We start from the raw sequence: 23334 nt of genomic DNA, 5'->3' as shown, positions 1-23334 counted from the left end.
GATTGTAGCGTGACTATCATTTACAATAAGAAGCGTTTCCCACCACCGCCGTATGACGTCGAAGTTGAGGACATGAAATATTACCGGCTGCTCTATGGTGGAGAACATGATCAGATCTTTCCACGTGCCCGAAGCATCCAAACCACAGAGCGCGTGATTCGTCGGTCACGACCCGGTCTGATCCGCCGCGGTGTTGCGCCGGACATCAAGATAACTTCTGAGCACCAGTATGTTGTGGTCAACTTCGCCAGTCTGGTTGCTGAGGTACCAGCTGATCTGATTAACCGAGCGCTTGGCAATGTGTCAGCTGATGTAGAAGCGGGGCCGGAGTTGGAGTTTGTATCTAGTGTGGTTGCCGCATCTAAACCAAATGACAAGATATGGGCAGCAGTAACACAGCATCAGGTCGATGGATTGATCGCTTATAGGATCCGACGGAGCGCCAAGGGTAAAGTCTGGTTCGAATGGTTACTCGGTGATCGTTACTTTCCACACGAGGATGGTAACGGGGCTGACCTTGCTTGGATTGAGGAGTGGGATGATGGCAGAGGCGAGAAGTTGAAGTTTCTCCGAGTGGAGCGCCAAGAGTTGAGTGAAGAGGGTCTTACCATTCAGCAGAAGGTGTTTAAGATGGACGGCGAAACAGTAGCCGATGAAATTGATATCAAACAATATGCTGAAGAATATGAAATCGAGATCCCCGAAGATGAGACATTAAAGGATGTAGCAGAGCTGTTATGTGGTTTCGTTATAAATGATGAAACTCTGCTGCATCCCCATGGCCGTTCTGCCCTTCGGAACATCGATACTATCCAAGAGGAGATTAACTGGACAATTACGCGGGATTCCATTGTCTTCGATAAGCATGGTAAGCCGAAGCTGGCTATACCTCGAGCACTATGGGATACAGTCGCAAACCAGAATCAGAAGGATTACGGTGCTCGGTTTGTTCGCGGTGCTGATCTTGAGGTTGTGTCATTTGACGAGAAAACAGGAGCGATTCCACAGTACATTACCTGGGATGCGAAGACAACACAATCCTTCGAACACGTTAATCGTCTGATTCGGTATATGTTGGCTGTATCCAAGACATCTATTCAGGCTGCTGGCATGGAAGATGGCAAAGGAGATACCGGAATTGCACTACTGTACCTCTGGATACAGTCAGTCATCAAAGCAGATGCGATCAAAGGCAAATTCGATGCAGCCATTAAGGATGCTATCCGGAAGTGTATGCTGTTGGAAAATGCGCTGGGTAGTGCTGATCTAAAACCTGTTAACCCTGTCATTGAATGGGGAGACATGTTGCCTAAGGCAGATAGTGAGAAGGATACAGAAGAAACAGATAAGTACGACAAAGGCGTTCAGTCGCTTGAAACCACAGTACGACGTCTACATCCTGACTGGTCGGAGGAAGCAATCACGGCTGAGATCCAGAAAATCCAAGATGAGAATGCGGTCGATACCTTGAACCCCACCTTCACACAGCCGCCCCGGGTAACGGTGTAGTATGGCTACGACAGAAGAACTGATTGCGCTATATATCCAGACGGATGAACGCTTGCGTGCTTTGATTCAAACACTGCTTGACGGAAACATTTCAAATCGCCGTAAACAGCAGCTACTTCAGCAGGTGGATGCAATTATTGATGAGTTGACCAATAATGCTGGACAAGGGCTAGCTGATCTTATAGGAACAGAATACCGCAACGGATCTACTACGGCTGCTGCACAACTTGTTGCTGTCGGCATTGCTCGGGAAGTATTGGACGTTAGCGTTAATGCAATTGTGCATCAAGGAGCGGCACAGGCGATCTCAGACGATGGATTCTATTCGATTCTTGAAGCGTCAGAGCACATGAACCGTGATGCCAAGCAGCGCATCGAGGATGCTGTCAGGATCGCGAATGAACAGTCACTTATCGAAGGTGTTAACCGGAAACAGGCTACACAAAATGCTGTTGCTAAGGTTAACAAGCAGGGCATCACTGGGATGATAGCCAAGAATGGTGCTGAGATCCCAGCCGACAAGTACATGGCTGGGGTTGTGCAGTATCATCAGCGTAAGGCACATGTCACAGCTACTGAGAATATGGCTGTTCAGAACGGTCAAGACCTGGTGTATGTAAACTTTGTTGGTATTACCTGTTCGTTGTGTGCCAAGTATCAGGGTCGCGTTTATTCAATTAGTGGTAATGACAAGCGATTCCCTAAGTTAGACCTGCGACCTCCATATCATAGTCATTGCGTTCACTCGCTGTCAGTATGGGTCGAGGAATATACGCCTGCTGACGAAATTGAGCAGACCATTAAGGATAGCATCCGACCATTTGAGGACAACCGCACCGAAGCCAACATGAAGCGATACAACGAGTTGCAGCGTGAGAAGTCCCGTAAGAATGAGACTCGCAAGCAGTGGATTCGTTACAAAGCAGTGCTTCCGAACGATACGCCGAACCTACAGGAGTTTGCTGGTCATAAGGTGCGCGGAACTAAGAAGTATGGCGAGCTGCAGGAGCTTTACCGGAAGGTGAATATTGAGATTAAGAACCGGAAATAAAGTAAGAATATTTTTTTCATTAATTTTGGTATACGTAGATATTATTACTTGAATTTACCAAGATATTGTTGTAATTTCATATTGGGGAGAAAAGACATTTGACTGACTACCGCCTACTATTTTTCAAATCGAGTCGATAACCATTTTGGTGTGTAGACTCTGAAAAGAGGCGATGGTAGTTATGAAAAATCATTTGAGTAACCCCTATTTAAACAAGACAGAAACGGTTCAGTCTGTCTATGATTCATGCCTGAGAGCAGGTATGTCTAAGATCCCTAGTTATGGAAAGATAATTAGAGAAATGGACAGGAGAATTAGTTGTGGGGTAATTGTTCCTCGTGTTTGGGGAAGAAAAGGCAAACCTTATGAAATTTCGAAAAAGGATGTCTACGACCTCGCGAAAAGTTTTTGTTAAGTTTAAAGAGAGACAAGGGAAAGCATTCCTTGTCTTTTTTACATCATTTAATTAGTCGCTCAAATGAGCGGCTTTTTCTTTTGTCCAAAACACCGTGAAGACGCCATAAAAGCTGCGGCAGGCAGTCCACCCGGACTTAAACAGGAGGTCTATACCATGAAAGAATATATCCTCAGAAAAGCTTCACGTATTCCTTTAGATTTGCAGTTCTTTGCTGAAGATCCTAACCCGGACCCTAATCCTAACCCTGATCCAAACGATCCGAATAAGGGGAAGACCTTCACACAAGCTGAACTAGATGCAACTGTTCAGTCCCGTCTGTCTCGTGCCGAAAAAGCGGCTCAGAAGGCGTTAGCAAAAGATCTGGGTTATGACTCGGTTGAAGCCATGCAAGCCGCGTTAAAGCCTCTGAAAGACAAGGACAAAGATAAAGATAAAGACAAGGGAACACTTGACCCTGCCGAGGTCAGCCGTCTGGTTGACGAGCAAATCAAGGAGCGCGAAACGGAGCAGAACAAGAAGATCTTCCAGCGCTTGCTTACCGCCGAGGTAAAGGTATTGGCAAGCGAACTCGGGTTTGTCGATTGGGAGGATGCAACAGCGCTCGCCGATCTGACCGCCGTTAAGGAAAACGATAAGGGTGAGTTGGAAGGTGTGAAAGAAGCGTTGGAGGCACTGGCAAAGAAGAAGCCGCATTTGCTCAAAACGAAACAGGGTAGCGGTCGATTTGGAGCTGATATTTCGTCTTCAACTCCCGAGGACAAGAAGAAACGGCAAGAGGACATTGTGAACCTAGCCAAGAGCCGTGGGGCTGTCGGTGGATCATCTGCTGTGCATGACCCATGGGCAAGAAATTAAAGGAGGAATGAATCGTGAGATTACAACCAACAAAGCGCGTTACAGTTCAGGACGAGTATGAAATCTTAGCATCCTTTGAGGTCATCCGTGAGGTAACCAATGGGATCACCATCGATTCTACTGTTGTTACGGCGGATGGGACTGGCAACAAAATCATCAAAAAAGGCATGCCAATGGCTAAGCTGACCGCATCCGGCAAGTATGTACCTTACAATTCCGAAGGTGCAGACGGTAGTGAGCTTCCTAGTGTTATCCTGAAACACACTGTCAACGTCAAAGACGGTGATCATGTTGTTGGTGGATATGAAGTGGCCAAGATCATCGCAGCACGTGTGCCTGTAACCGTTGACGCCGCCTTGCGTGCAAAAATGCCGAATATCACTTTTTCCTAATACCTAACCATAGAAAGGATTGAAGCTCAAATGACATATATGCAGAAAAAAAGTCGTTATAAACTCGACCTTCAGCACTTTGCTGATGGTGATCCTATTGAACTGACGCTAGAAGAGGCTCTGACCGGGGAGGATCTTCTGATCTATTCCCGCAACCTAGAGGTAGATAATACCTATCTTCATACCGTATTGTTCCCTCCGGAGGAAACTGACGAATTGACTGTTGATGTAATCCGTAACAGTGGTTCGAGCCTTCCTGTTATGGCGCAGATTGCCGAACTGGGAACGGAAGTGGAGTACGGTTCTCGTGAAGGATTGACGGGCGATCGGGTAACAATTCCTAAAATCCAACGTGGTCGCGCTATGGACGAGAAACTGGTGCGCATGGCACTTCAAGCATCCCAGAGTTACGGCTTGCGTGATGCTGAGCGTAACAAGCTACGCACAGAGCAATTAAATGATGCTGATTACGCTGTGAAAGCGATCCAATCCCGCCGGGAGTGGATCGCCATGACGGCCGTATGGCAGGGAGAAGTGCACTATGCCGAAGGTAATGTGAAGGTGGATGTATCCTGGAATTATACCTCCGACCAGAAGCCGGTTCTGACCGGTACTGACAAGTGGGATGATATCGAGAACTCCACTCCACTGGATGATATTCAGGTATGGATTGATACCTTGGCAGATAAGGGGATTAAGCTTACTCGCGCAATGACCAGTAAGAAGATCATCACGTTGCTGCGCCGTAACCTGTCGATCCGTCAGCAATATCATGGCAACCCAAGTGGCAATGCCAAACCACCAGCTCTCACAAAGGCACAATTGCAATCTGTGTTTGATGAACTTGAATTTCCGACCCTGATTGCATATGACACTCAAGCCCGCACAGAAGATCGTGCACTGACAGGTGGAAAGCTGAGCTTTACTACTGTTCGCATGCTGCCGCAGAATCGTTTCGTCATGCTGCCAGATGGACCGCTTGGTAACTACCTGTGGGCAAAAACGACTGAAGAGATGATGTCCGAGATCGATGCTGTTCAGACTGGCGACATGGGTATATACGTATTCCGTGATTGGACGAAGAATCCGATTCGTCTGCGTACGGCTGGAGTAGCCTTGTCCTTCCCGGCATTTGCTTGGGCTGACAGTGTTGTTTCTGCAACTGTAATCTAGGAGCTCCTTCCGGGGCTCTTTTTCTTTATCAATCAAGAAAGGGTGAATTAAGTGGATATTAAGCTGAAGGGTGTCGTGAAGAACGGCGGTAAATGGAACAAGCCGGGAGACATCGTCCGTAAGGTGGACGATGAGGTTGCCAAGGATCTGATTGCTCAAGGTTACGCCGAAGAAGTGGAACCGTTGGCAGATGATGATTCCGAGGTCCAGGCATTGCGGGATCGAGGAAAGGCGCTCGGTGTTGCCAATGCTGGACGTTTGGGTGAATCCAAACTAAAGGAAGCTATCGCCGAGAAGGAATCTGACCTCCAAATGAAAGCTGCTGAGCTTGGGATTGAGGGTACAGAAGATAAGACAGCTGAGGAATTGGTTGATGCTATCGCTGAAGCAGAGAAGAAGTAGGTGATGGAATATGGCTACTACCGAAGAAGTAAATCTTTGGATAGAAGAGAATGTTCTCGACACCGAAGCGTGGGACAAAAAACCTCCAAAACAGCCATTGGCTGTAAAACAAGCAGAGCGTAACCTTGCCCGTTGGTATCCGACAGCAGTGCTGACGATCGAAATTGTGGCGCTACAATCCATCTGGGAGATGCAAGGTCTGGATCCGGCGTTAAAATATCAGAAGCATGCGGTCAAGTCGTTGGATGATCACGGCGAGGGCGTTACGTATAGCGGAACCCGTGATGTAGTCGCGCCGGACGTGCGGGAGCTGCTTGGAACGCCAGCGTTTGAAATTGTGCCTGATGAGGATGACGGCACCGATCTGCAATACGGCGGATGTCTGATATGAGCCTTTTCGGATATCCTGCGATCGTAATCCATTATCACCCTGGTGTCGATGATTGGGGGCGTCCTATCCCAGCTGATCCAGTTATCAAGGATGCCAAGGTGGTCGAGGAGCAGAAGCTCGTTAAGAACGCAAAGGGCGAGGAGATTACGATCGCTTACACTGTCTACTTGGAGGGAATCAATGCAGTCGGCTTCGATGACTGGCTGCTTTACACCGATGCAATTGGAACAGAAATTCGGATCGATGTGAAGCATTACGAGATTCGGAAGTTTCTCGGTACCGACGACGTTAAGGAAGTGGTCCTTTATGGATAGTGGCAATACTTTTTCGATCAATATCGAGGGACTGGATAAGATCATCGGAAGGCTAGATGACTTAGAAAGTGAGATCGATCGCAGATTGGAAGAGAAGCTGACCAAGATTGCGCTGAAAATCATACACGATGCCAAACGACTTGCTCCTATCGATGAAGGGGATTTGGTAGGAGCTTTGGATATAGACGTGGTCAAGCATTTAATCGGGCTGGCGTATATCGATCTTGGGGCTACCGTTGATGTGAATTCCTATGCAGTAGTTCAGCACGAAGGATTCAGAAGGACAAAAAGCGGTGCAGTTGTTCAATTCCAACCTGGCGAAAAAACTCGCAGCAAAGGTGATTACAACGGATACTCTCCTGGTAAGAAGTTTTTGGAGAATGCTATTAAGATGAATGAGCAATGGATTATTGAAGAGCTTTCTGGGCTTCTAGAAGGATGGTGATGCCGTGCTTGCATCTGAATTGATTGCTTACCTGACCGCAGCAGGCTATTCCGTGTATCCAGATCCTAATTTTATTCCTGCGGATCCCGTCGAGGCGAAACTTCCGACCTTGTACGTGATGGATTCCGGGGGATATCCTCCGGACAAATACGTTCCGACTCAGCGACCGACGTACCAGATCATCGTCAAAGGAAAGTCATATAAGACATCGCCTGCAAACATGGCAGCAACTGAGGCACTGGCGAAGAGATTAGGAAAGCTATTACATCGCAAGCCAAATTATATGATAGGTAGCACTTATGTCTTTGCAAGCACCGAGACTATGCATCCAATTTACTTAGGGTTGGACGAAAAGGACCATCCTATGTATTCAACTAATTTTGAATTTTATTCAAAGGAGGCAACAACGATATGAGTGATGTTAACCAAATATTTGCGGGTCCAGGAGAATTCATTTGGGGCGTAGATGAAGAAGGTGCTCCTGAGGTGGATGCTGTTACGATTGATTTGACGCAAGGTGGTATTAACTTTACAACCACCACTACCTATTTTGAGCCGACTACGGATCAGACGGGTACAGCGCCAGTAAAATCAATTGCTACAGGTACTACAGGTGCGATTAACTTCGAGACTCCAGATATGGATTTCGCCAAAGTGACTAAATACAATCCTCATGCACTGAAGGTAACTGATGCTACAACTCCGACCAAGATTAAATACCAGGTTACTGGTTTGGCGGGTAAGGAGCTGCCACGTAAACGGGCAGTCATTAAGCCTGTGGGAGTTACTGATCCTTCACGCTTTATCTATATTGAAAGCGTGGGTATTAAGTTTGACATGAATGCTGGTTTCAAGCTGGACGACAACCTGAAGATGACAATCTCGGCAATGGCTTATCCATCATTGGAAGCAACACCTAGGGGTCTTATCTATACATGGGGAGATATAACTGCCACGGCATAAATAATTAAACAGCACACATAAGGAGAGGGCTACATGCCTTCTCCTTTTTTCGTTATTCCGAGAAATGAGGGATGAATCATGTTTCCACTTACCAAAAAAGAGAAGCTAAAGCTCGGTAATAGAACCGTATCAATTCCGAAGCTTACCCGAAATCGTTTGAAAAAGCTGACAGACCACATTGGAACCATAGGCGATCTGTTTGTAAAAGTATTTCTGGCACCGCAGGAAGACCGCTCGCTTTTTATTGTTGCGGGTTCAGAAATTATGATCGATGAAATTTATGAACTCACATCGCTACTCAGCGATATCGAGATAGATGAATTAAGTGAGCAAGCCAGTCTTGCAGAATGCACCGAATATCTGAATTTAACATGGAAGAAAAATGATATGAATGCAGCCCTAAAAAACTTGAGCGGCCTGGTCCCTCCGATGATGCAGCAATTCGTTCAGTCAATCGCACAGCGGATGAATCAGGCCGGGGCTTAACCCACGATGAATTTGTGATGCGGTGCTGCACGGTACTCGACAAGACACAATGGCAGATCGAGAACGAGTACTTCTTTGTTGATTTGCCGCAATTGTTGCTGTTGAAAGACCAGGCTCATGCATCTAACGTAATCGAACAGCTTGAAATTGAATCATACCCACACATCACCGACAAGAAGGTTCGAGAGCAGATCATCAATCGCTATATTCAGGCACTGCCTAAGGCACCTGAAAAACCAAAAATGTCGGCAGAAGATCAATATCAAGCGCAGCTTGTGCGGATGAAGGGAGGAGGGTAATAGTGGCAGGTAATCTTGGAGAATTGAGAGCTACGTTAGTGGCTGATGCAAATAGCATCAAACAGGAGTTAAGGGCGGTTAAACAAGAGTTTTCTGGTCTTGGTGACCAAGGCACTAAAACAGCTTCAGATGTTAAAAAGATGGAGTCATCCTTTAACAGCATTGGTGCATCCAGTAAGCAAATCAAGCAACTCACGACAGTGTTGGATAATGTTAATGCGAAAATCGAAATTCAACAAAAGAAACTAGCCAGTCTCAAGCAATCTTATGACACAACTTTCGATAGTAGCCAAAGGAACAAACTCCAAGAACAGATAGTAAATACAGAATCATCAATCTTGAGACTCACTGAAACATCAGATAAAACTGCTCAAAAAATATGGAATCTAGAGGATAGTGCAAAAAAAGCCGGAGAAGGTTTTCAACAACTCAGTAGTAAATCTTCGGAGGCTGCTGTCGGTTTCGGAAAGTTGAGCAGTAAGCTATCGGAGTTGGGAGCTAGTTCAAAACATATTGAAGCTATTAAAAATGCGATAAATGAAGCTAATCCTGAAATTTTACAGGGACAGCTTGAAGATGTTCGTCATGAGTTGGAAGAGCTTGGCTTAAATACTGATGTAATAGACGAGATCATTGAAAAAATGAGTGAACTAGGTAGTGCCGCAACTTCTGCAGAAATTGAGATCGAAGCAATGGGTGCTGCCTATCTTGCGTTGTCCATTGCAGCAGGAGCTGCGATAGCGAAAGCAATTAAAACAGCTGGAGACTTCGAGCAAGCCATGCAAAATGTGCGCGCAATCAGCCAGGCTGTAGGATCTGAATTTGATGCATTAAGAGATCAGGCGCTTAAATTAGGTGCTCAAACCAAATTTACAGCGTCTGAAGCTGCTGATGCGCAGGCTTTACTTGCTCAAGCTGGCTTTAAGACTAATGACATCTTGTCTTCTATGCCCGGTGTTCTTGCACTTGCTGCCGCTGGTAATACTGATTTAGCCCTTACGGCTGATATCGCTTCATCAGCACTTAATGGATTTGGAATGGCTGCTTCGGAGACTGCCCGGGTAGCGGATGTATTAGCCAAGTCATCAATAGATACCAATGCGGATGTAACTGACCTGGGTATGGCTCTTAAGTATATCGCTCCAGTAGCAGCAGCAATGAATATTAGTCTTGAAGAGGCAGTTGCTGCTATCGGCGAATTATCGAATGCTGGTATCAAAGGAGAAATGGCAGGAACTCAACTTAGGGCTATGCTTTTGGCTTTGGCTTCTCCCTCCAAAGAAGCAGCTGGGTATATGGAGAAGCTTGGCGTAAGTATTAAAGATAGTGCAGGAAACATCCTTCCATTATCAAATATCATAGGTCAACTAACGAGTGTTTGGGGACGTCTAACCGAGGCACAACAAGCAGATGTAGCTGCTACACTGGTCGGCAGAGAAGCGGCATCTGGATTTTTAACACTGATTGCACAGGGCGAAGGAACACTCATCGGTTATACAGAAGCCCTCCAAAACGCTGGCGGAACAGCTGAACAAGTAGCAGGAACCCAAATGGATTCATTAAACGGTTCAGCAGAACAGATGAAAGCAGCATTTGAAAGTGCGGGAATCATCGTTGGTGATATGTTTGTTCCAGCGATTCGGAAAGCGGTTGAAGAAGTAACGTCTCTGATGACTGGATTCACGGAGTTAAGCCCAGGTGTTCAAAACTCAATTGTCGCGTTTTCTACGGTTACTCCTTTAGTACTAGGAGCAGTTACTGCCTTTTATGCTCTCAAAAAAGCGATAGATGCAGTAAAAGTTGCTGCTCTCGCTGCTAATGCTAGTATCCCTGTTATCGGCGCTGTCGCTCTTGCTATTGGCGCTGTATCAGCTGCCGCTGCTTTTCTTTACGGGAAATATAATGAGGCAAAGGAAGCAACTGAGAACTTCAAAGAAGCACAAGCCGCGCTTAACGAAACATTGAGTGCCAGTCCAATCAACCGAAGTGTCGAAGAGGTTGAAGAATTAAGGGCTAAGATTGAAGAACTTAACCCTTTGCTTAGAGAGCAAACTTCGCTACAACAGCGACTAAATGAAATCCAAGCAGCGTGGGATACAGGAACCGGGACCCCACAGATGTTGTCTGAAGCGATAGATATCAATGATCAACTTGAGGAGATGGATGAGAAGCTGCGAGGAATGGGTTACGCAGGTATTGAAGATGCAACAGCTAAGCTAACGGAGATGAATCAAGCAATAAATGATTCTGTCCCTGCACTTCTAAAAGAACAGTCGGCGACATTCCAAACCGCAGTCGCAAACAACGACCGATTGAAAGGTATGGAGAAAGCGCTAATTGTTTATCAATCATTATCTGCATTGCAAAAATTGGATGCAAGTCAAAAACAAGAGCTAAACAACGCCACTCAGACATTGACGCGTGCTTATCCTAACCTTCATGCAGTCCTTGATAAAGAGGGCGTTTTGAGAATCACAAATATTAAGTTGGTGGACGAGCAAATTGCAAGCGAGCGCAGTATGTTGGATGCTTCGCTTTCATTTGAACGACAACGCCTTGATTCTCTCCAACGAACAACAGAAGCACAGAGGAAAGCTGTAGCGGATCAAATTGCAAGTTACGAACAATTGATGCGCACCCTTCAAGATGTAATCAACGCCCAAGGAATGGTAGCAACAAACTCGCCTGAAACGCTTCGGGCTGAACAATTATATCGACATAACCAACCAAAGGGTGCACAACTTTACAAAAATCAAAATGATATTCAAGCAATAATTAATGATATTTCAGATAGACGAGCTAAATTGGCAAGTGGAGATATCAATAGTCTAGCAGGAACGACTACAGGAGCACCTATTGATCTTAGTACACCTGAAAAGGCGAAAAAAGAGAAGAAAGAGAAAACAACCAAAGGTAAAACTGCAGCTGAGCTTGCTGCTGAAGCCCGAAAGAATGCCTATGAAACTGACCTGAAAACAATTCAATTTCAAGCTGATTACTACGACCTCACAGCTGATAAACAGATTGAGAAGTACGAAACGCTTCGGAAAAAACACGCTGCTTTCCTTAAGGAATCTGTAGACGATGCCCGGACATTGCAATTACAGCTAAAGAGGCTGGGTGAGGATTCAGCTAAATCCCGTTATGATTTTTCGGCAACCTGGATTGATGCGGAGTCCAAGCGGATGGAGGACAGCGGTAAGACGGAACTCCAGATCGCTCAAATGAAGTTAGACTCTTGGACCCGTGTTCGTGATCGATACAAAAAGGATTCAGATGAATACAAGACAGCCGACGATAAAGTAAGATCGTCTCGTAAGGAAGTTGCCACAGAGACGATAGCAGCAGAAAGAGATTTGTATGATAAACGAGCTAAAATGATCGAACAAGAGATTAGAAGACTTGAGTTAAACGGATCTTCAGAAGAAGAACTGACCAAGTATAAAATACAAGCTTGGACTGATCTTCGGGCAAAATACTCAACCGATTCTGAATTTTACGAGAAGGCGGATGAAGCACTGTATCAGGCAAGAAAAACACTTACAGATAAAACGCTAGATCTAACTAAAGAACTCGTCAAATCTGAAAAGTCGCGAATCGAAGAAGCTAGGAAAAAAGATCTTGCTGCTATTGAAGAACGAAAAAAGGCTTTTGTATCAGCGCAGGAAGATAAGATCAAAGCGATCGATGACCTGTTGGCGAAGGAAGCTGAAGCGAATGAAGATGTGGATTTTGAGGAAGAGCTCGCTAAGAAGAATGCTCGTATTGAGGTACTGGCTTCTGCTGTAGGTAATGACGGTCGCCAAGAACGGAAAAAACTTATTGAGGAACGCGATAAATTCGTTCTTGATCATGAGCGGGACCTCCGGAAGCGGGAGCTGACTTCTCAGAAGGATGCCTTGCAAGATGAAAAGGAAGCTCAATTACAGGCTTATGAGGATGAGAAGGATGCGGCAGAACGGCAGTATGATGCTTTAATTGATGCCTTCGAAAACCATTCCGAGGACATCAAGGAAATCGAGGCTGGAATCGCAGCATTTCGTGTTTCTTCTGCTGGTACAGCTAATGCTCAAATCCTCACGGATCTGGATGCTTTTATCACTCAGTACAATTCAAAGATGGCAGCAATTGCATCAACCAAAGCTTCCGCGCAAAAAGATATTGATCTTGCTGAATACAATGCTAATAAAGATCTCTATGATGTTGCTAAATCTACAGGGAATAAAGCTGAAATGGCTAGACTGGGGGCACGGAACCAATCACTTAGAGACCTTTATGGAATAACATCAGATACAGGAAAGCTTCAAAGTTTCGATGTGGGTGGAGTGGTTCCTGGTCCGATCGGAGCGGCGGTGCCGGCTATCGTGCACGGTGGTGAAGGGATATTCAATCAGAGCCAGTTACGGGGACTGTTCCGGATATTAGATACGCCAAGTCTCCTCGGGGCCGCCTCAGGGATATCCAAGTCGGAAACACATATCGTGAATCATTTTGATATGAGTGTAAACGATGTGAAACTAGAGGATCGTGTCGATACTGAGACGGTATATACCGAGCGCGAAAAATCAGCCCGTCGACTTCAGACGATGGGAGTGAAGTCCGGATGAATGATGTATCTGTGAATGGTGTCTGGCTCTCAACTCTAGACATCCTGTTGGTCAGCCGTGATATACCTCCCTTGCCAGAGACTGAGGAGAACACTGTCAAGCTGGCTGGGAGAGATGGCGTCAAGAACTTTGGTAGTACCTATGCGGCCCGGCCAATTGGCTTGGGTCTATTTATCATGGGTGACGACTATTATGGCACCGTGGCAAAGCTGGCTAGTGTGTTTGATGTTAAGAACGGACCTTCGATAGTCATATTTGACGATATACCGGAAAAAAGGTTTGTTGCTGAATATCGCGGGTCCATGGCTTTTGATACTTCGACCGGGAATCGGAAGATTGATATACCCATGAAGATGGATGATCCTTGGGTGGAGTCGATACAAGATACTGAGCTGCGGGAATATGGAGAGGGCCTTTCCTTCGGGGAGGGCTATTTTTATATCTCCGATTCTTCATTCCAGATCACGGCGAGTGGGCAGACCTTTACCGTTAACAATGAAGGCTCTACCCTGGCTTACCCATTGATCCGCATTACCGGTGCTTTCACCAACCTTTCGATGAGTGACGGCAGTCAGACCTTAACCTTATCCGGTAGTACAGGCGTCAATGATGTATTTGAGATCGACAGTGACCTAGATAAATGCTCGGTGCGGCTTAATGGGGTGAATGCTTGGTCCCGCAGCAATGGTGTGTTCTTCGTTCTTGAACCAGGGGAGATCACCTTCACAGTGACGGCAGCCAGCCCCAATATCACTGTTGAAGTAATCTACCGTTATCAATATCTATACTAAGAAAGGAGCCTGAGAATATGATTTTTAATCGACGGACTATTACGAAGCTCCTCGATCTTGTGAACCTACAACGGCACAATGACAACTATGCCGATATTCAGACAGACCTAACCAACCACGAAGGCCGGATCACTGGGGCGCAGAGCGACATTACAACACACAAAGCGTCTACGGCAGCCCATCCGGCAGAGCATGTAACCTATGAAGGCGAGATTATTGGTGCTGAGAATATCAAAGAAGGCCTTGATATCATCAAGACCGAGCTGGACCAAGCTATCATATCCGGGGACAGCGGACCAGAAGCTGCAGCCTCTCGTTACAATCCTTTTACTGGCGTCACACATGCCACGCTGCCGGATCGGCTCAATGAAGAATGGGAACAGACTGCTACGCAGTTGGCGGAAAATACGCTTCGAGTTGGGACGGAGCCGATTAATATTCTATACCCTCCCCCCCCTATGGTGGGAGCTAAAGGCGATAACATAACTGATGATTATAACGCGATACAAAACATCTTCAATTCGGCTCCTGCAGGTAGCAGTATCTATATACCTGATCGCTCATTTCGATTGACAAATGGGTTAACCATCAACAAAAACATCCGTATAGTGGGATCAAACATCCAAGATGATAGACAAAACTTAATTCCGCTGAGTGGTTCTATATTTAATTTCGACGCTTCAACTTCGATAGGTTCAGCGATTGAATGTACAGCAAACGGTATATATATCGAAAACTTATTCTTAAACAATGTTTCAGCAGTTAAATCTAATGTTCAAATCGGTATAAGCATCTTACCATTTATTGGGGGTGTGGTATTTAATACATCACTCACTGCTGTTTGGGTTAGTGGATTTGGAACCCATGGTATTTATGGTAGTGGAGTCTTGGTATCTAAATTTGATAAGGTATTCGCCAGCAATTGTGTAAATGGATTCTACTTTGATAATCCAACACTTAACGGAACCAGCATATACATGAGTAATTGTTGGGCGCTGCGCTGCACAGGGTACGGGTACTATTTCTACAAATACTACTATATGTCCCTTGTTTCGTGTGCTTCAGATGACATACTAATTAGTTATGTATTTAGTGACTGTAACACAATAGTCATGTCCGGTTGTGGATCAGAGTTGACAAAGCATAATCATATTGACTTAAAAAATGTAACGGAATTCACAGCAACCGGGTGTCTGGGATACAATGGAAATTTACTAAATGAGGGAAATAACGGAGCATCCTTCCTAAGCGCAGATAATTGCCACAATGTTACGCTTATTGGATGCAAAGATTTAGACCCCGCTTTTGGCAATGTATCTATTTATAGTCAATATCCTATGGTTTGGATCAACTGTGATTTCCCTTTAAATGCTTATGTTAATAATGCAGGTTATAATAACGCGCCAGACACGATATTTGGGAAAGTGGTTAACGTGACATAAAGGCGTATGGTAACGGATTTGCTAAAATGTCGTAAGACCTCTTGACATTATTCTCAGTTTCAAAGATAATTTCTAAATATTGCCGAATCTGACGAAACAATTGAAAGAGGTTCTTAGATGAATTATTTTTTAATTATTTTTATACCTACTGCACTATATCTATTAAGTGAAATTTTACCAAGGAAATCAAATATTTTTAAAAGGATAGCAATCGGATTCCTTATTATTATGACTTCATTGAGGTATGGTTTTGGTGCGGACTTTTTCACTTACAATGCAGCATTCGACCGAATTAGAGATGGGATTTCTTTGGATGCGTTTGAGCCTGGGTATATTTTTTTGAATAAATTTATATCTTATCTAGGGTTGCCGTTTAATTACTTATTACTCGTAGTTGCTATATTTAATTATGTATTACTATACAAGGCGATTGAAGAGAACCTCACAAAACATAAATGGTTAGCCATGTTTTTATTTTTGGCATATTTTGATTTATTCTTCTATTCTTTATCGGCGATCAGGCAATCGATAGCGCTTAGTGTATTTATGTTTGCGAGCAGGTACGTAAAAAGAAAACAACTAATTAAATATGTGTTGTGGATTTATTTCGCTTCCTTATTTCACGTAACTGCCTTAATATTAATTCCTTTCTACTTTTTCTATAACAAGTTTTCTAAGTCGAGTTTTTCAAAACTGTCTTTTGTCATGGGTGGATGTATTTTGTCCTATGTATTTTTGATAAAATATATCGATCTATTACGTCCTCTGATGAACACGAGGATAGAATACTATGTCTTTATTGAAACATCAAACGGCATGCATAGCAGCATTTTATATGCTGTAATAACGGGGTTATTATTATTATGTTGGTTGTTCATAATAACAAAGTTAAAGAATAGGCCAAACATAGGTGCGACAGTGGGTGAAAAGACAGAACAAAAAATCGGGATTCCAATGATGGCTATGGCTGTTTTTCTTACTCTGAAAGTAATGCAATACATGAATTATTTTTCAATAATGCCGCGACTAGAAATGTACTTTTACTGCTTTTATATTTTTGCAATTCCGACTGCTTTGCAAGCGTTTGAGATTAATAGCAGAAGAGTACTGGCAGGTATATTAGTGTGTTGTATGATCTTTTTTTTCATTTTAAGTTACAATCAAATTACGGAATATGCTTATGAATTTTACTCGACTTACAAGCTTATCATCTTTAATTGATAAGCTTGTTGAAGTAATCCGATTAAGAGTTCTACAAAGACAGTAGGACGATACTGCGCACTAACTCTCACCTTCATTAGTAATTTGGAAAAATGTGTTACCTTTTTTTATTGTCTACGTATAACTCTTGTTTTCCTAAATTTGAGATGAGGGGTATCGCAGATGAAAAAAAATGATGTCAAACAAGGTGGGAATATTTTGCCAGAGTTAAGTGAATTTGAAATTGGTAAAACTGAATTGACGCCACATCAAGAAATGTTACTTAAGGAAATCTCCTCTGTTCTAAAGGATGACTACAACTCATTTACTGACCAGTATACATCAGCGGGATTAATATCTATTCTCAGAAACCAGGTGGAAACCAAAAGCGGATATGATTCAATAAATGGTGCCGAAAGAAGGCAAGCATTAAACCTAATCCACAAATTAGAACTCCAGTTTGAACTTGATTTCAGTGAAATTGAAGATATGATGTCGGTAATTAATGAAATTACTGAGAACGAAATCCATTCAAGAATGTACTATTATGTTAGCCAATATGATAACTATCCTGCTAATCCACATCCAATCTCTCCGATTAAAAAGCTGAGATTTGGTAAGGATATAGGGGAATTTAGTGTTGATAAGGTGCACATAGATATCTATAATGATAAAGTTAAGCTCCATTGTGTAGCTGAAGGAGCTAAATGGCACGAGGCTCCTGTTAAGCCTCAGAGCTCACTGGAAGAACGTATTATGACTGCCCTAAATGCTTGGAATAATCACTATCATAATTAACATTCAAAAGACACTTCGATCCTGAAGTGTCTTTTGAATTATTGAAAGGAGCCACCGACATGCAGCAGCACCTTAAATCCTTTGACCGCAACCGAGCCCCAACCGGCCTGCTGGTCGCATCCACCGACGTTCAACGCCGACGTCGACTTAATAGCGATTATGAAATCTCCTTCACTGTTCCGATGACGAGCGATGACTACAAAGAAAAGATCATACCTAAAGGCCACGTTCAAGACGAGCGTGGCCAATTTTATGTCGTTCAATCACGCGCCCGGGATCGTAACAACAAGATAATCAGCGCTCAAGTTCTCTGCACACATATCATGTTTAAGATGATCGACTTCAAGATTCCGTATGATCAATATGTCGATGAGGCGTATGGTGTTCATATTAGTGTGTTGTTAGATAAGATTAGCGCCGCAACTGGTTATGTGTACACCTTTGTTCTGCACAATACTTTCGATCTCCGAGACGTAAAAGACTGGGGAGCGACCACGGCGCTGGCGGCATTGCAGGACGCTGTCAATCTTTATGGTTGTGAGATCGAACCGGATAATACTGTGATTCACCTATACAAGCGTATTGGCAGCGATGATGGCTTTGAGTACCGGATCCGTAAGAATATCATCAGCGATAGTTTCAAGGATGATAATTCGAATCTGACAACACGGATGTTCTCGCAGATGAAGGACGGTCGGACATTCATTGGCTTATCTGCCGACTTCCTGACCACCGAAGAGCGCAGCCTTCTGCAGTCCGTTCCTGGTGCAATCGTAGACAATAAAATGGCTGTCAATTACCTGATCTCACCTTATGCTCAATACTGGACCAATAACGTCAACACCTTCTATGACGGAGAAATGATCGATCAAAACATTGAAGATCCAGAAGAGTTGCTAATAGCCACCCGCGAGGCTCTTCGTAAAAAGGAAATGCCTGAGTTTGAAATAGGTGTAAGTGCAGCAGATATTCATAAGATTGATCCAGATGAGCAACAACCGAGATTAGGAGATACGGTCTACGCTTATGATCCTGATATGGAGTTACAGCGAGTGAGTTGCCGGGTGATGGAACTTACAGAATATCCTTTCTCCATGGATAAACATAGCCAAGCTACTCTCTCCAATTATCAGATGCGGGATGATACGCAGGTGCTGGCAGATCTCGAGCGGAGCAAACAGATTCTAAATGATCTATTATCAGGCGGCCGGGTTCGCGCTTCAGCTTTCGAGGAGTTTGCAAAGCAGGCTGTTATCGACATCAACGCATCTAAGACAGAGATTAAGTATGACGGTAGAGGGATAGTACTTCAGTCTACTGTTAATGCTCTCGATCAAGTCATTATGACGTCTAACGGAATCATTGTTACTCGAGACGGCGGCGCTACGGCCATGACGGCAATAACCGCAAATGGAGTATCAGCTCCGGCTGTCGTTGGTATTCTAGGTAACTTTGTCTCTATGGAGATTGGAGAAGGTAATAATATCACCAAGATTAACACCAATGGCATCAGCTCAGGGCATGCAGACTTTAATAGCGCACCATTTCGAGTAGACATGGCAGGAAACGTAGTAGCGAGATCCATTACTCTTACTGGCAGGGTTGAAAATTCTTACATGGAGAATGGATCTATTGTCGGATCATCCATCAATGTTGGCTACGGAAGATTTACCGTCAGTGCTGCGGGATATGTTTACGCCGAAGAGGGATTTTATACGGGTGGAATTGTAACAGGAGCCCAAATAAGAACGGCTGCACCTGGTATTTATCCACGAGTAGAGATCGATCCTTCATCTATAGCATTCGGAGTATACTCAGATCCAAACAGCGGGATATTGATTCCGGCTTATGATGGCGGGGTCAGTAAAATCAGATTACTTTCTAACGGTAATGAATCAACAATATTTAATTCTCCGACGTCAGGGTTTATTCTGAGTGGTTATGGGAGAACAACTGTATCAGGTAATGGTGTTAAGCTAGATCCTATTTCTGATTTTGTAAGGTTACCATCGTGGGGGAAAATATTGGATGAGTCAACGGGAACAACACTTCAAGCTGAACTAAATGCTATATGGTCAGCACTTGCTGGAAAAGCCAATGCAAACCACTCGCACACAGTTAACCTCGGAACTCATAATCATGGTATTGCTGGAGCAGTTAACTGGGGAGGTACATTCGCAGTCTCTTAAAATGTCCTACCATCTCGCAGCCCTCTTGGATATACTTGGTATATTACTATATTGGGAGGTCAGACATTGAAAAAGAAGATTATAATCATTACGTCGGCTGCACTTATGCTTGGCGGATCAATCGGTTTTGCAGCTGCGAGCTCGCCGTTAATTGGTGCTAAGGTGCAAGGATTATTTACAGTTCAGAAGGGGGATGGAACGAAGATTGGTGATGCCGTCATTATCAACGGTTCTGCATATGCGCCAGTTCGTGCCATTTCAGAGGCAACCGGAACGGAGCTGAATGTGGAGGGGAAGAAAATAATTATGGGTGATAAAGCAGATGCTTCAAATGTAATCAGTACAAATAATAATACGATAACTGATGCTGAATCACGTGAAAAAATAGTCGCTGCGATTAAACAAAAAGAGTTTAATATTACAGACCTAGAAAAGACAATCGGAATATATGAATCCATGGCAAAAGAAATGGAAAACAACGGAGACCTTGGAAAAAGAGCAGCAGAGTCGGCTGAAGAATATAAAAAACTGGTCGAACAGCGCAAGGATGAACTAGCTGATCTTCAAAAGCAACTCGCCGAGATTGATGCTCAGATTGCTGAGTTGCAGAAATAGAAATGAACAGAAAAATAAATTATCTGCTGCTAGTCGTTATTCTATTGTCAGGGTGCTCATCTAATAATGAACTTGCTGAGCCAAGCCCGTCTCCTTCGCCTGTTGTAACAGCGGCTCCAAGCCTGGACAACTTATATAATGAGGCCAAGAAATATTATGAGTCTGGGGATTACAAAAGTCTTCTAACTGCTGGGGATACTTTGAACAGTCATTATCCAGAAGATCCAAAGACCAAGGAAGTCTTAACCTGGACAACTGAATTGTATAAGGAGACTAGCAATGAAGTGGGGGATGTATCATCTTCGCCGTCTCCAGATGAAGTTGAACCAACCAAGTCTCCAGAAGAGGTCAAACAAGCGTTGTCCGGCCTTCGAGAGCGCAAGGATGAAGTACGTGAGATCTCATTCTTCTACGCTCAGTCAACTTCTGAGTTCGTAGATGAGAACGATGTGTATGTATATTTCTCAAAGTCCAAGGATGGCGTTATCTCTAATCCGCGCTTTAAAATCCAATATGCTGGGGATGATTGGGTTTTCATTGATAAGTACACCATTAATGCTGATGGCGAGATTTTCGAGATCGCTCCTGAATACTCAGAAGTCGTAAGAGACAACAACAGCAATGGGGTTTGGGAGTATTACGAAATGTACATTGATAAAGATACCATTGATATGGTTCGGAAAATCGCAAATGCTGAGAAGGTCATTATTAGATCTTCAGGGGAAAGCCGTCATTATGATATGACACTTTCGAAACAGCAGAAACAGGCAATGCAGAAAGTGCTAAAGGCCTATGAAGATGCAGGTGGATTGACCATAATTTTCGACATTGATCTGTAATACTTACAGTGAGTCTCGCCATAGGCGGGGCTTTTTTACTTTTTTAGAAAGGAACTAACACTTATGAAAATAACAAATATTGGCGTAACCATCGATCTCACTCAGCCGGTGCAAGAAGTTGTAGATATTATTTCCGTCGTTCTAAATCACCATCCCAGCCGACACCAAGAGATTCTTGAGGCTATTGATATTAAGGTTTGTGAAGCACTTGCAGATCTCCAGAAACTTAAAGAACCTCCGTCAGAAGAGACTGAGGGCAAAACAGATGAAATTGTAACGTAGAAGGCGCGCCCAACATGGAGCGTGTTTTTTTGCGCCCTCGGAACCGATTCGAGGTTGATTTAACCTAAACAGAGAGAGAAGGGAGCGGGGGAATGAATAGTAACGATGTATCGAACTTAGAAAAGCTGCTACCGCTAGCAGACAAATACGGCCTTGCTTATCTGGTTGCGCTTGTACTGCTGTTTTTTGTGATCTTACAGTGGAGGGCAGTAATGAAAGGCGATCTAGTTCCGCGAGAACTGTTAGATCGCGCTGAAGAGGACCGCGACCGATTACAGGCAATTCTGGATAAAGAACGAGCCGACTTTATGGCTCCGACACTAGAGGTGCTACAAAGACTGAAAATAGATCATGCTGCTGCCAGCGGTAATGACCAGGATAGGGGAGGATAACGTGTTGAGTAAATTAATCAAACGATTCTCCTGGCATAAAAAGAAAGAGAAAGAGATGGAAACCGCATCTCGCCGGGTGGCACTGACGATTCTTCGTTATAAAGAGTCGTCAAAAGAAATACAGGAAGAGATCGAACGAAATCGATTTGCTCGATACCTGGTTTACGATAAGGGGGATCACCATGGGATTCATTGATGTTTTATTGCTGCTGCTTTATGTCATAGCAATTTTGACGGCGATTTACATCTTGTTCAAGCACAGATCATATTTTCACGATAGGTTTCAAAAAGGCGTCGTCAGTGTCTTCATGCTGGCGATGCTTTTTTTCTTGGGGGCTTACACGTTTAAAATGCTGATCGTCTTTTTAATTCGGGCATCTGCCGTGTTTGGATTCTCCAGTCCCGAATTATCTGAGTGGCTACTGCAAGGCTGGACAATTGCACAGATTGGGACAACTGGTGGACTGATCTCTTTGGCATGGTTGACACATTCTGGACGCTACGATCAGTTTGTACAGTTGCGGAAGATTGATAAAAAAGGAGACGATGAAGAATATGATCAAAAATAAATATCCAATTGAGCGACGTTACATCAACAAGCGACAGAACGTTCGGCCCGGCACCCGACTTGTATCGGGAACGCCGGGCTTTTTAGTTGCCCATGATACCGGAAATCCCGGAGCCACAGCGGATAATCACTTCAATTATTTCCAGACCCTAATTAACCGTTCAGCCTCCGCACAGGTATTCATCGATGACAAGAAGATTTTGGAGATTATCCCAACAGGAACTGGACCCGATCCAGCTGAGCGTGCATGGCATGTCCTATATAACGTAACCACTGATAATAAGCTTTATGGGGATGACGCTAATGACATCGCTCTAGGAGTGGAATTGTGCTATGGAGGCAAGATCAATACCCTTGATGCGTACAAGCGTTTCGTCTGGTATCTGGCCTATTGCTGCGACATGTGGAAGCTTAACCCGCTGACTCATATCCCAAGCCATAAACAGCTGGACCCGACCCGCAAGAGTGATGTTGACCAGGCACTGAAGACTATCGGAAAGACACTCAAGGATCTACTCTATGATGTGGCCAGAGAAATGCAGGAGGAGCCAGCTGTGATTGTGGCGCCTACCGTAGTGCAGTTGCCGGCCAATGTAGCCCAGACACTTATTGATGATTATGTTTCCCCGGCGTGGTTCGCAGCTCGGGAGGTCGGTGATTCGGTAGGTACGTTACACCTGCACAATCTGGCGAATAATCTTCGGCTGGCTGCTTGCATCCCATTGCAACCAGGATCAGTAGCGCCTTTCACGCAGCTACCTAAGAGCAACGTTCAGGAGCTTGTGTTTCGTTGGTTGTCACCGGGCTGGATGGCAGCAAAGGTTAAGGGAGATAAGACAGCGATGTCGTTCTACAATAATACGGCGAATCACCTGCGGGCAGCTGCTGGTATGCCAAAAGAATAGGAGAGATT

At 44.3% G+C, this 23334-nt stretch carries 26 protein-coding genes; all 26 read left to right on the top strand.

Features of this window, described 5'->3' with window-relative positions:
- Nucleotides 1–9 precede the first annotated feature (9 nt).
- The 26 genes from NYE58_RS19825 to NYE58_RS19700 all read left to right on the top strand — a co-directional run bounded on the left by NYE58_RS19825 (nucleotide 10) and on the right by NYE58_RS19700 (nucleotide 23326).
- Nucleotides 10–1509, top strand: coding sequence for a hypothetical protein (locus tag NYE58_RS19825; RefSeq protein WP_341002845.1), 1500 nt, complete (start codon nucleotides 10–12; stop codon nucleotides 1507–1509).
- A gap of 1 nt (nucleotide 1510) precedes the next feature.
- The gene (locus NYE58_RS19820) at nucleotides 1511–2560 is read left to right on the top strand and encodes a phage minor capsid protein (RefSeq protein ID WP_341002843.1); all 1050 of its coding nucleotides are present in this window, start codon (nucleotides 1511–1513) and stop codon (nucleotides 2558–2560) included.
- A gap of 571 nt (nucleotides 2561–3131) precedes the next feature.
- Nucleotides 3132–3833: a scaffolding protein gene (locus NYE58_RS19815; RefSeq protein WP_341002840.1), complete on the top strand. Its 702-nt coding sequence runs from the start codon at nucleotides 3132–3134 to the stop codon at nucleotides 3831–3833.
- 14 nt (nucleotides 3834–3847) lie between these two features.
- A complete protein-coding gene (locus tag NYE58_RS19810; protein WP_340398108.1) occupies nucleotides 3848–4225 on the top strand; it encodes a head decoration protein in 378 nt (125 codons plus the stop codon).
- Between the two features lie 39 nt (nucleotides 4226–4264).
- Entirely contained in the window at nucleotides 4265–5398 is a 1134-nt protein-coding gene (locus NYE58_RS19805) for a major capsid protein (protein ID WP_341002835.1), read from the top strand.
- A gap of 51 nt (nucleotides 5399–5449) precedes the next feature.
- Nucleotides 5450–5800 carry a hypothetical protein gene (locus NYE58_RS19800; RefSeq protein ID WP_341002832.1) on the top strand — a complete coding sequence of 117 codons (351 nt, stop codon included), beginning with the start codon at nucleotides 5450–5452 and terminating at the stop codon, nucleotides 5798–5800.
- A gap of 10 nt (nucleotides 5801–5810) precedes the next feature.
- The gene (locus tag NYE58_RS19795; protein WP_341002829.1) at nucleotides 5811–6191 is read left to right on the top strand and encodes a hypothetical protein; all 381 of its coding nucleotides are present in this window, start codon (nucleotides 5811–5813) and stop codon (nucleotides 6189–6191) included.
- Nucleotides 6188–6505, top strand: a complete 318-nt coding sequence (locus NYE58_RS19790; protein WP_280752915.1) for a hypothetical protein — start codon at nucleotides 6188–6190, stop codon at nucleotides 6503–6505. Before NYE58_RS19795 ends, NYE58_RS19790 begins: the two co-directional genes overlap by 4 nt.
- Nucleotides 6498–6950 carry an HK97 gp10 family phage protein gene (locus NYE58_RS19785; protein ID WP_341002824.1) on the top strand — a complete coding sequence of 151 codons (453 nt, stop codon included), beginning with the start codon at nucleotides 6498–6500 and terminating at the stop codon, nucleotides 6948–6950. Before NYE58_RS19790 ends, NYE58_RS19785 begins: the two co-directional genes overlap by 8 nt.
- Nucleotides 6951–6954: 4 nt before the next feature.
- Nucleotides 6955–7365, top strand: a complete 411-nt coding sequence (locus NYE58_RS19780; protein WP_076201007.1) for a minor capsid protein — start codon at nucleotides 6955–6957, stop codon at nucleotides 7363–7365.
- The gene (locus NYE58_RS19775) at nucleotides 7362–7913 is read left to right on the top strand and encodes a hypothetical protein (protein ID WP_076143539.1); all 552 of its coding nucleotides are present in this window, start codon (nucleotides 7362–7364) and stop codon (nucleotides 7911–7913) included. Before NYE58_RS19780 ends, NYE58_RS19775 begins: the two co-directional genes overlap by 4 nt.
- 78 nt (nucleotides 7914–7991) lie before the next feature.
- Nucleotides 7992–8399, top strand: a complete 408-nt coding sequence (locus tag NYE58_RS19770) for a hypothetical protein (RefSeq protein WP_076138964.1) — start codon at nucleotides 7992–7994, stop codon at nucleotides 8397–8399.
- Between the two features lie 17 nt (nucleotides 8400–8416).
- Nucleotides 8417–8698, top strand: coding sequence for a hypothetical protein (locus NYE58_RS19765; protein WP_076143542.1), 282 nt, complete (start codon nucleotides 8417–8419; stop codon nucleotides 8696–8698).
- A 2-nt stretch (nucleotides 8699–8700) separates the two neighbouring features.
- Nucleotides 8701–13305, top strand: coding sequence for a phage tail tape measure protein (locus NYE58_RS19760; RefSeq protein ID WP_341002819.1), 4605 nt, complete (start codon nucleotides 8701–8703; stop codon nucleotides 13303–13305).
- Nucleotides 13302–14096 (top strand): phage tail domain-containing protein, encoded by a 795-nt coding sequence (locus tag NYE58_RS19755; protein ID WP_076143546.1) that lies wholly within the window; start codon nucleotides 13302–13304, stop codon nucleotides 14094–14096. Before NYE58_RS19760 ends, NYE58_RS19755 begins: the two co-directional genes overlap by 4 nt.
- A 17-nt stretch (nucleotides 14097–14113) precedes the next feature.
- Nucleotides 14114–15538 (top strand): hypothetical protein, encoded by a 1425-nt coding sequence (locus NYE58_RS19750; protein ID WP_341002814.1) that lies wholly within the window; start codon nucleotides 14114–14116, stop codon nucleotides 15536–15538.
- 117 nt (nucleotides 15539–15655) lie between these two features.
- A complete protein-coding gene (locus tag NYE58_RS19745) occupies nucleotides 15656–16759 on the top strand; it encodes an EpsG family protein (protein WP_341002812.1) in 1104 nt (367 codons plus the stop codon).
- Between the two features lie 162 nt (nucleotides 16760–16921).
- The gene (locus NYE58_RS19740) at nucleotides 16922–17536 is read left to right on the top strand and encodes a hypothetical protein (protein WP_076143554.1); all 615 of its coding nucleotides are present in this window, start codon (nucleotides 16922–16924) and stop codon (nucleotides 17534–17536) included.
- Nucleotides 17537–17595: 59 nt separating this feature from the next.
- Nucleotides 17596–19725 carry a prophage endopeptidase tail family protein gene (locus tag NYE58_RS19735; protein WP_341002810.1) on the top strand — a complete coding sequence of 710 codons (2130 nt, stop codon included), beginning with the start codon at nucleotides 17596–17598 and terminating at the stop codon, nucleotides 19723–19725.
- 66 nt (nucleotides 19726–19791) lie between these two features.
- Nucleotides 19792–20340: a hypothetical protein gene (locus NYE58_RS19730; protein ID WP_341002807.1), complete on the top strand. Its 549-nt coding sequence runs from the start codon at nucleotides 19792–19794 to the stop codon at nucleotides 20338–20340.
- A 2-nt stretch (nucleotides 20341–20342) separates the two neighbouring features.
- A complete protein-coding gene (locus NYE58_RS19725; protein WP_341002804.1) occupies nucleotides 20343–21179 on the top strand; it encodes a hypothetical protein in 837 nt (278 codons plus the stop codon).
- Between the two features lie 63 nt (nucleotides 21180–21242).
- Nucleotides 21243–21461 carry a hypothetical protein gene (locus NYE58_RS19720; RefSeq protein ID WP_341002801.1) on the top strand — a complete coding sequence of 73 codons (219 nt, stop codon included), beginning with the start codon at nucleotides 21243–21245 and terminating at the stop codon, nucleotides 21459–21461.
- A gap of 92 nt (nucleotides 21462–21553) precedes the next feature.
- Nucleotides 21554–21853 carry a hypothetical protein gene (locus NYE58_RS19715; RefSeq protein ID WP_076138979.1) on the top strand — a complete coding sequence of 100 codons (300 nt, stop codon included), beginning with the start codon at nucleotides 21554–21556 and terminating at the stop codon, nucleotides 21851–21853.
- A gap of 1 nt (nucleotide 21854) precedes the next feature.
- Nucleotides 21855–22049: a hypothetical protein gene (locus NYE58_RS19710; protein ID WP_076138980.1), complete on the top strand. Its 195-nt coding sequence runs from the start codon at nucleotides 21855–21857 to the stop codon at nucleotides 22047–22049.
- Nucleotides 22036–22422 (top strand): hypothetical protein, encoded by a 387-nt coding sequence (locus tag NYE58_RS19705; protein ID WP_341002799.1) that lies wholly within the window; start codon nucleotides 22036–22038, stop codon nucleotides 22420–22422. The genes NYE58_RS19710 and NYE58_RS19705 overlap by 14 nt, the downstream gene beginning before the upstream one ends.
- Nucleotides 22409–23326, top strand: coding sequence for a peptidoglycan recognition protein family protein (locus NYE58_RS19700; RefSeq protein ID WP_341002797.1), 918 nt, complete (start codon nucleotides 22409–22411; stop codon nucleotides 23324–23326). The genes NYE58_RS19705 and NYE58_RS19700 overlap by 14 nt, the downstream gene beginning before the upstream one ends.
- Nucleotides 23327–23334: the final 8 nt, after the last annotated feature.

Source organism: Paenibacillus sp. FSL L8-0708 (assembly GCF_038009325.1).
GTDB lineage: Bacteria > Bacillota > Bacilli > Paenibacillales > Paenibacillaceae > Paenibacillus_AQ > Paenibacillus_AQ odorifer.
The sequence above is the reverse complement of the archived record's forward strand: the minus strand, read 5'-3'. Positions and strand labels throughout refer to the sequence as shown.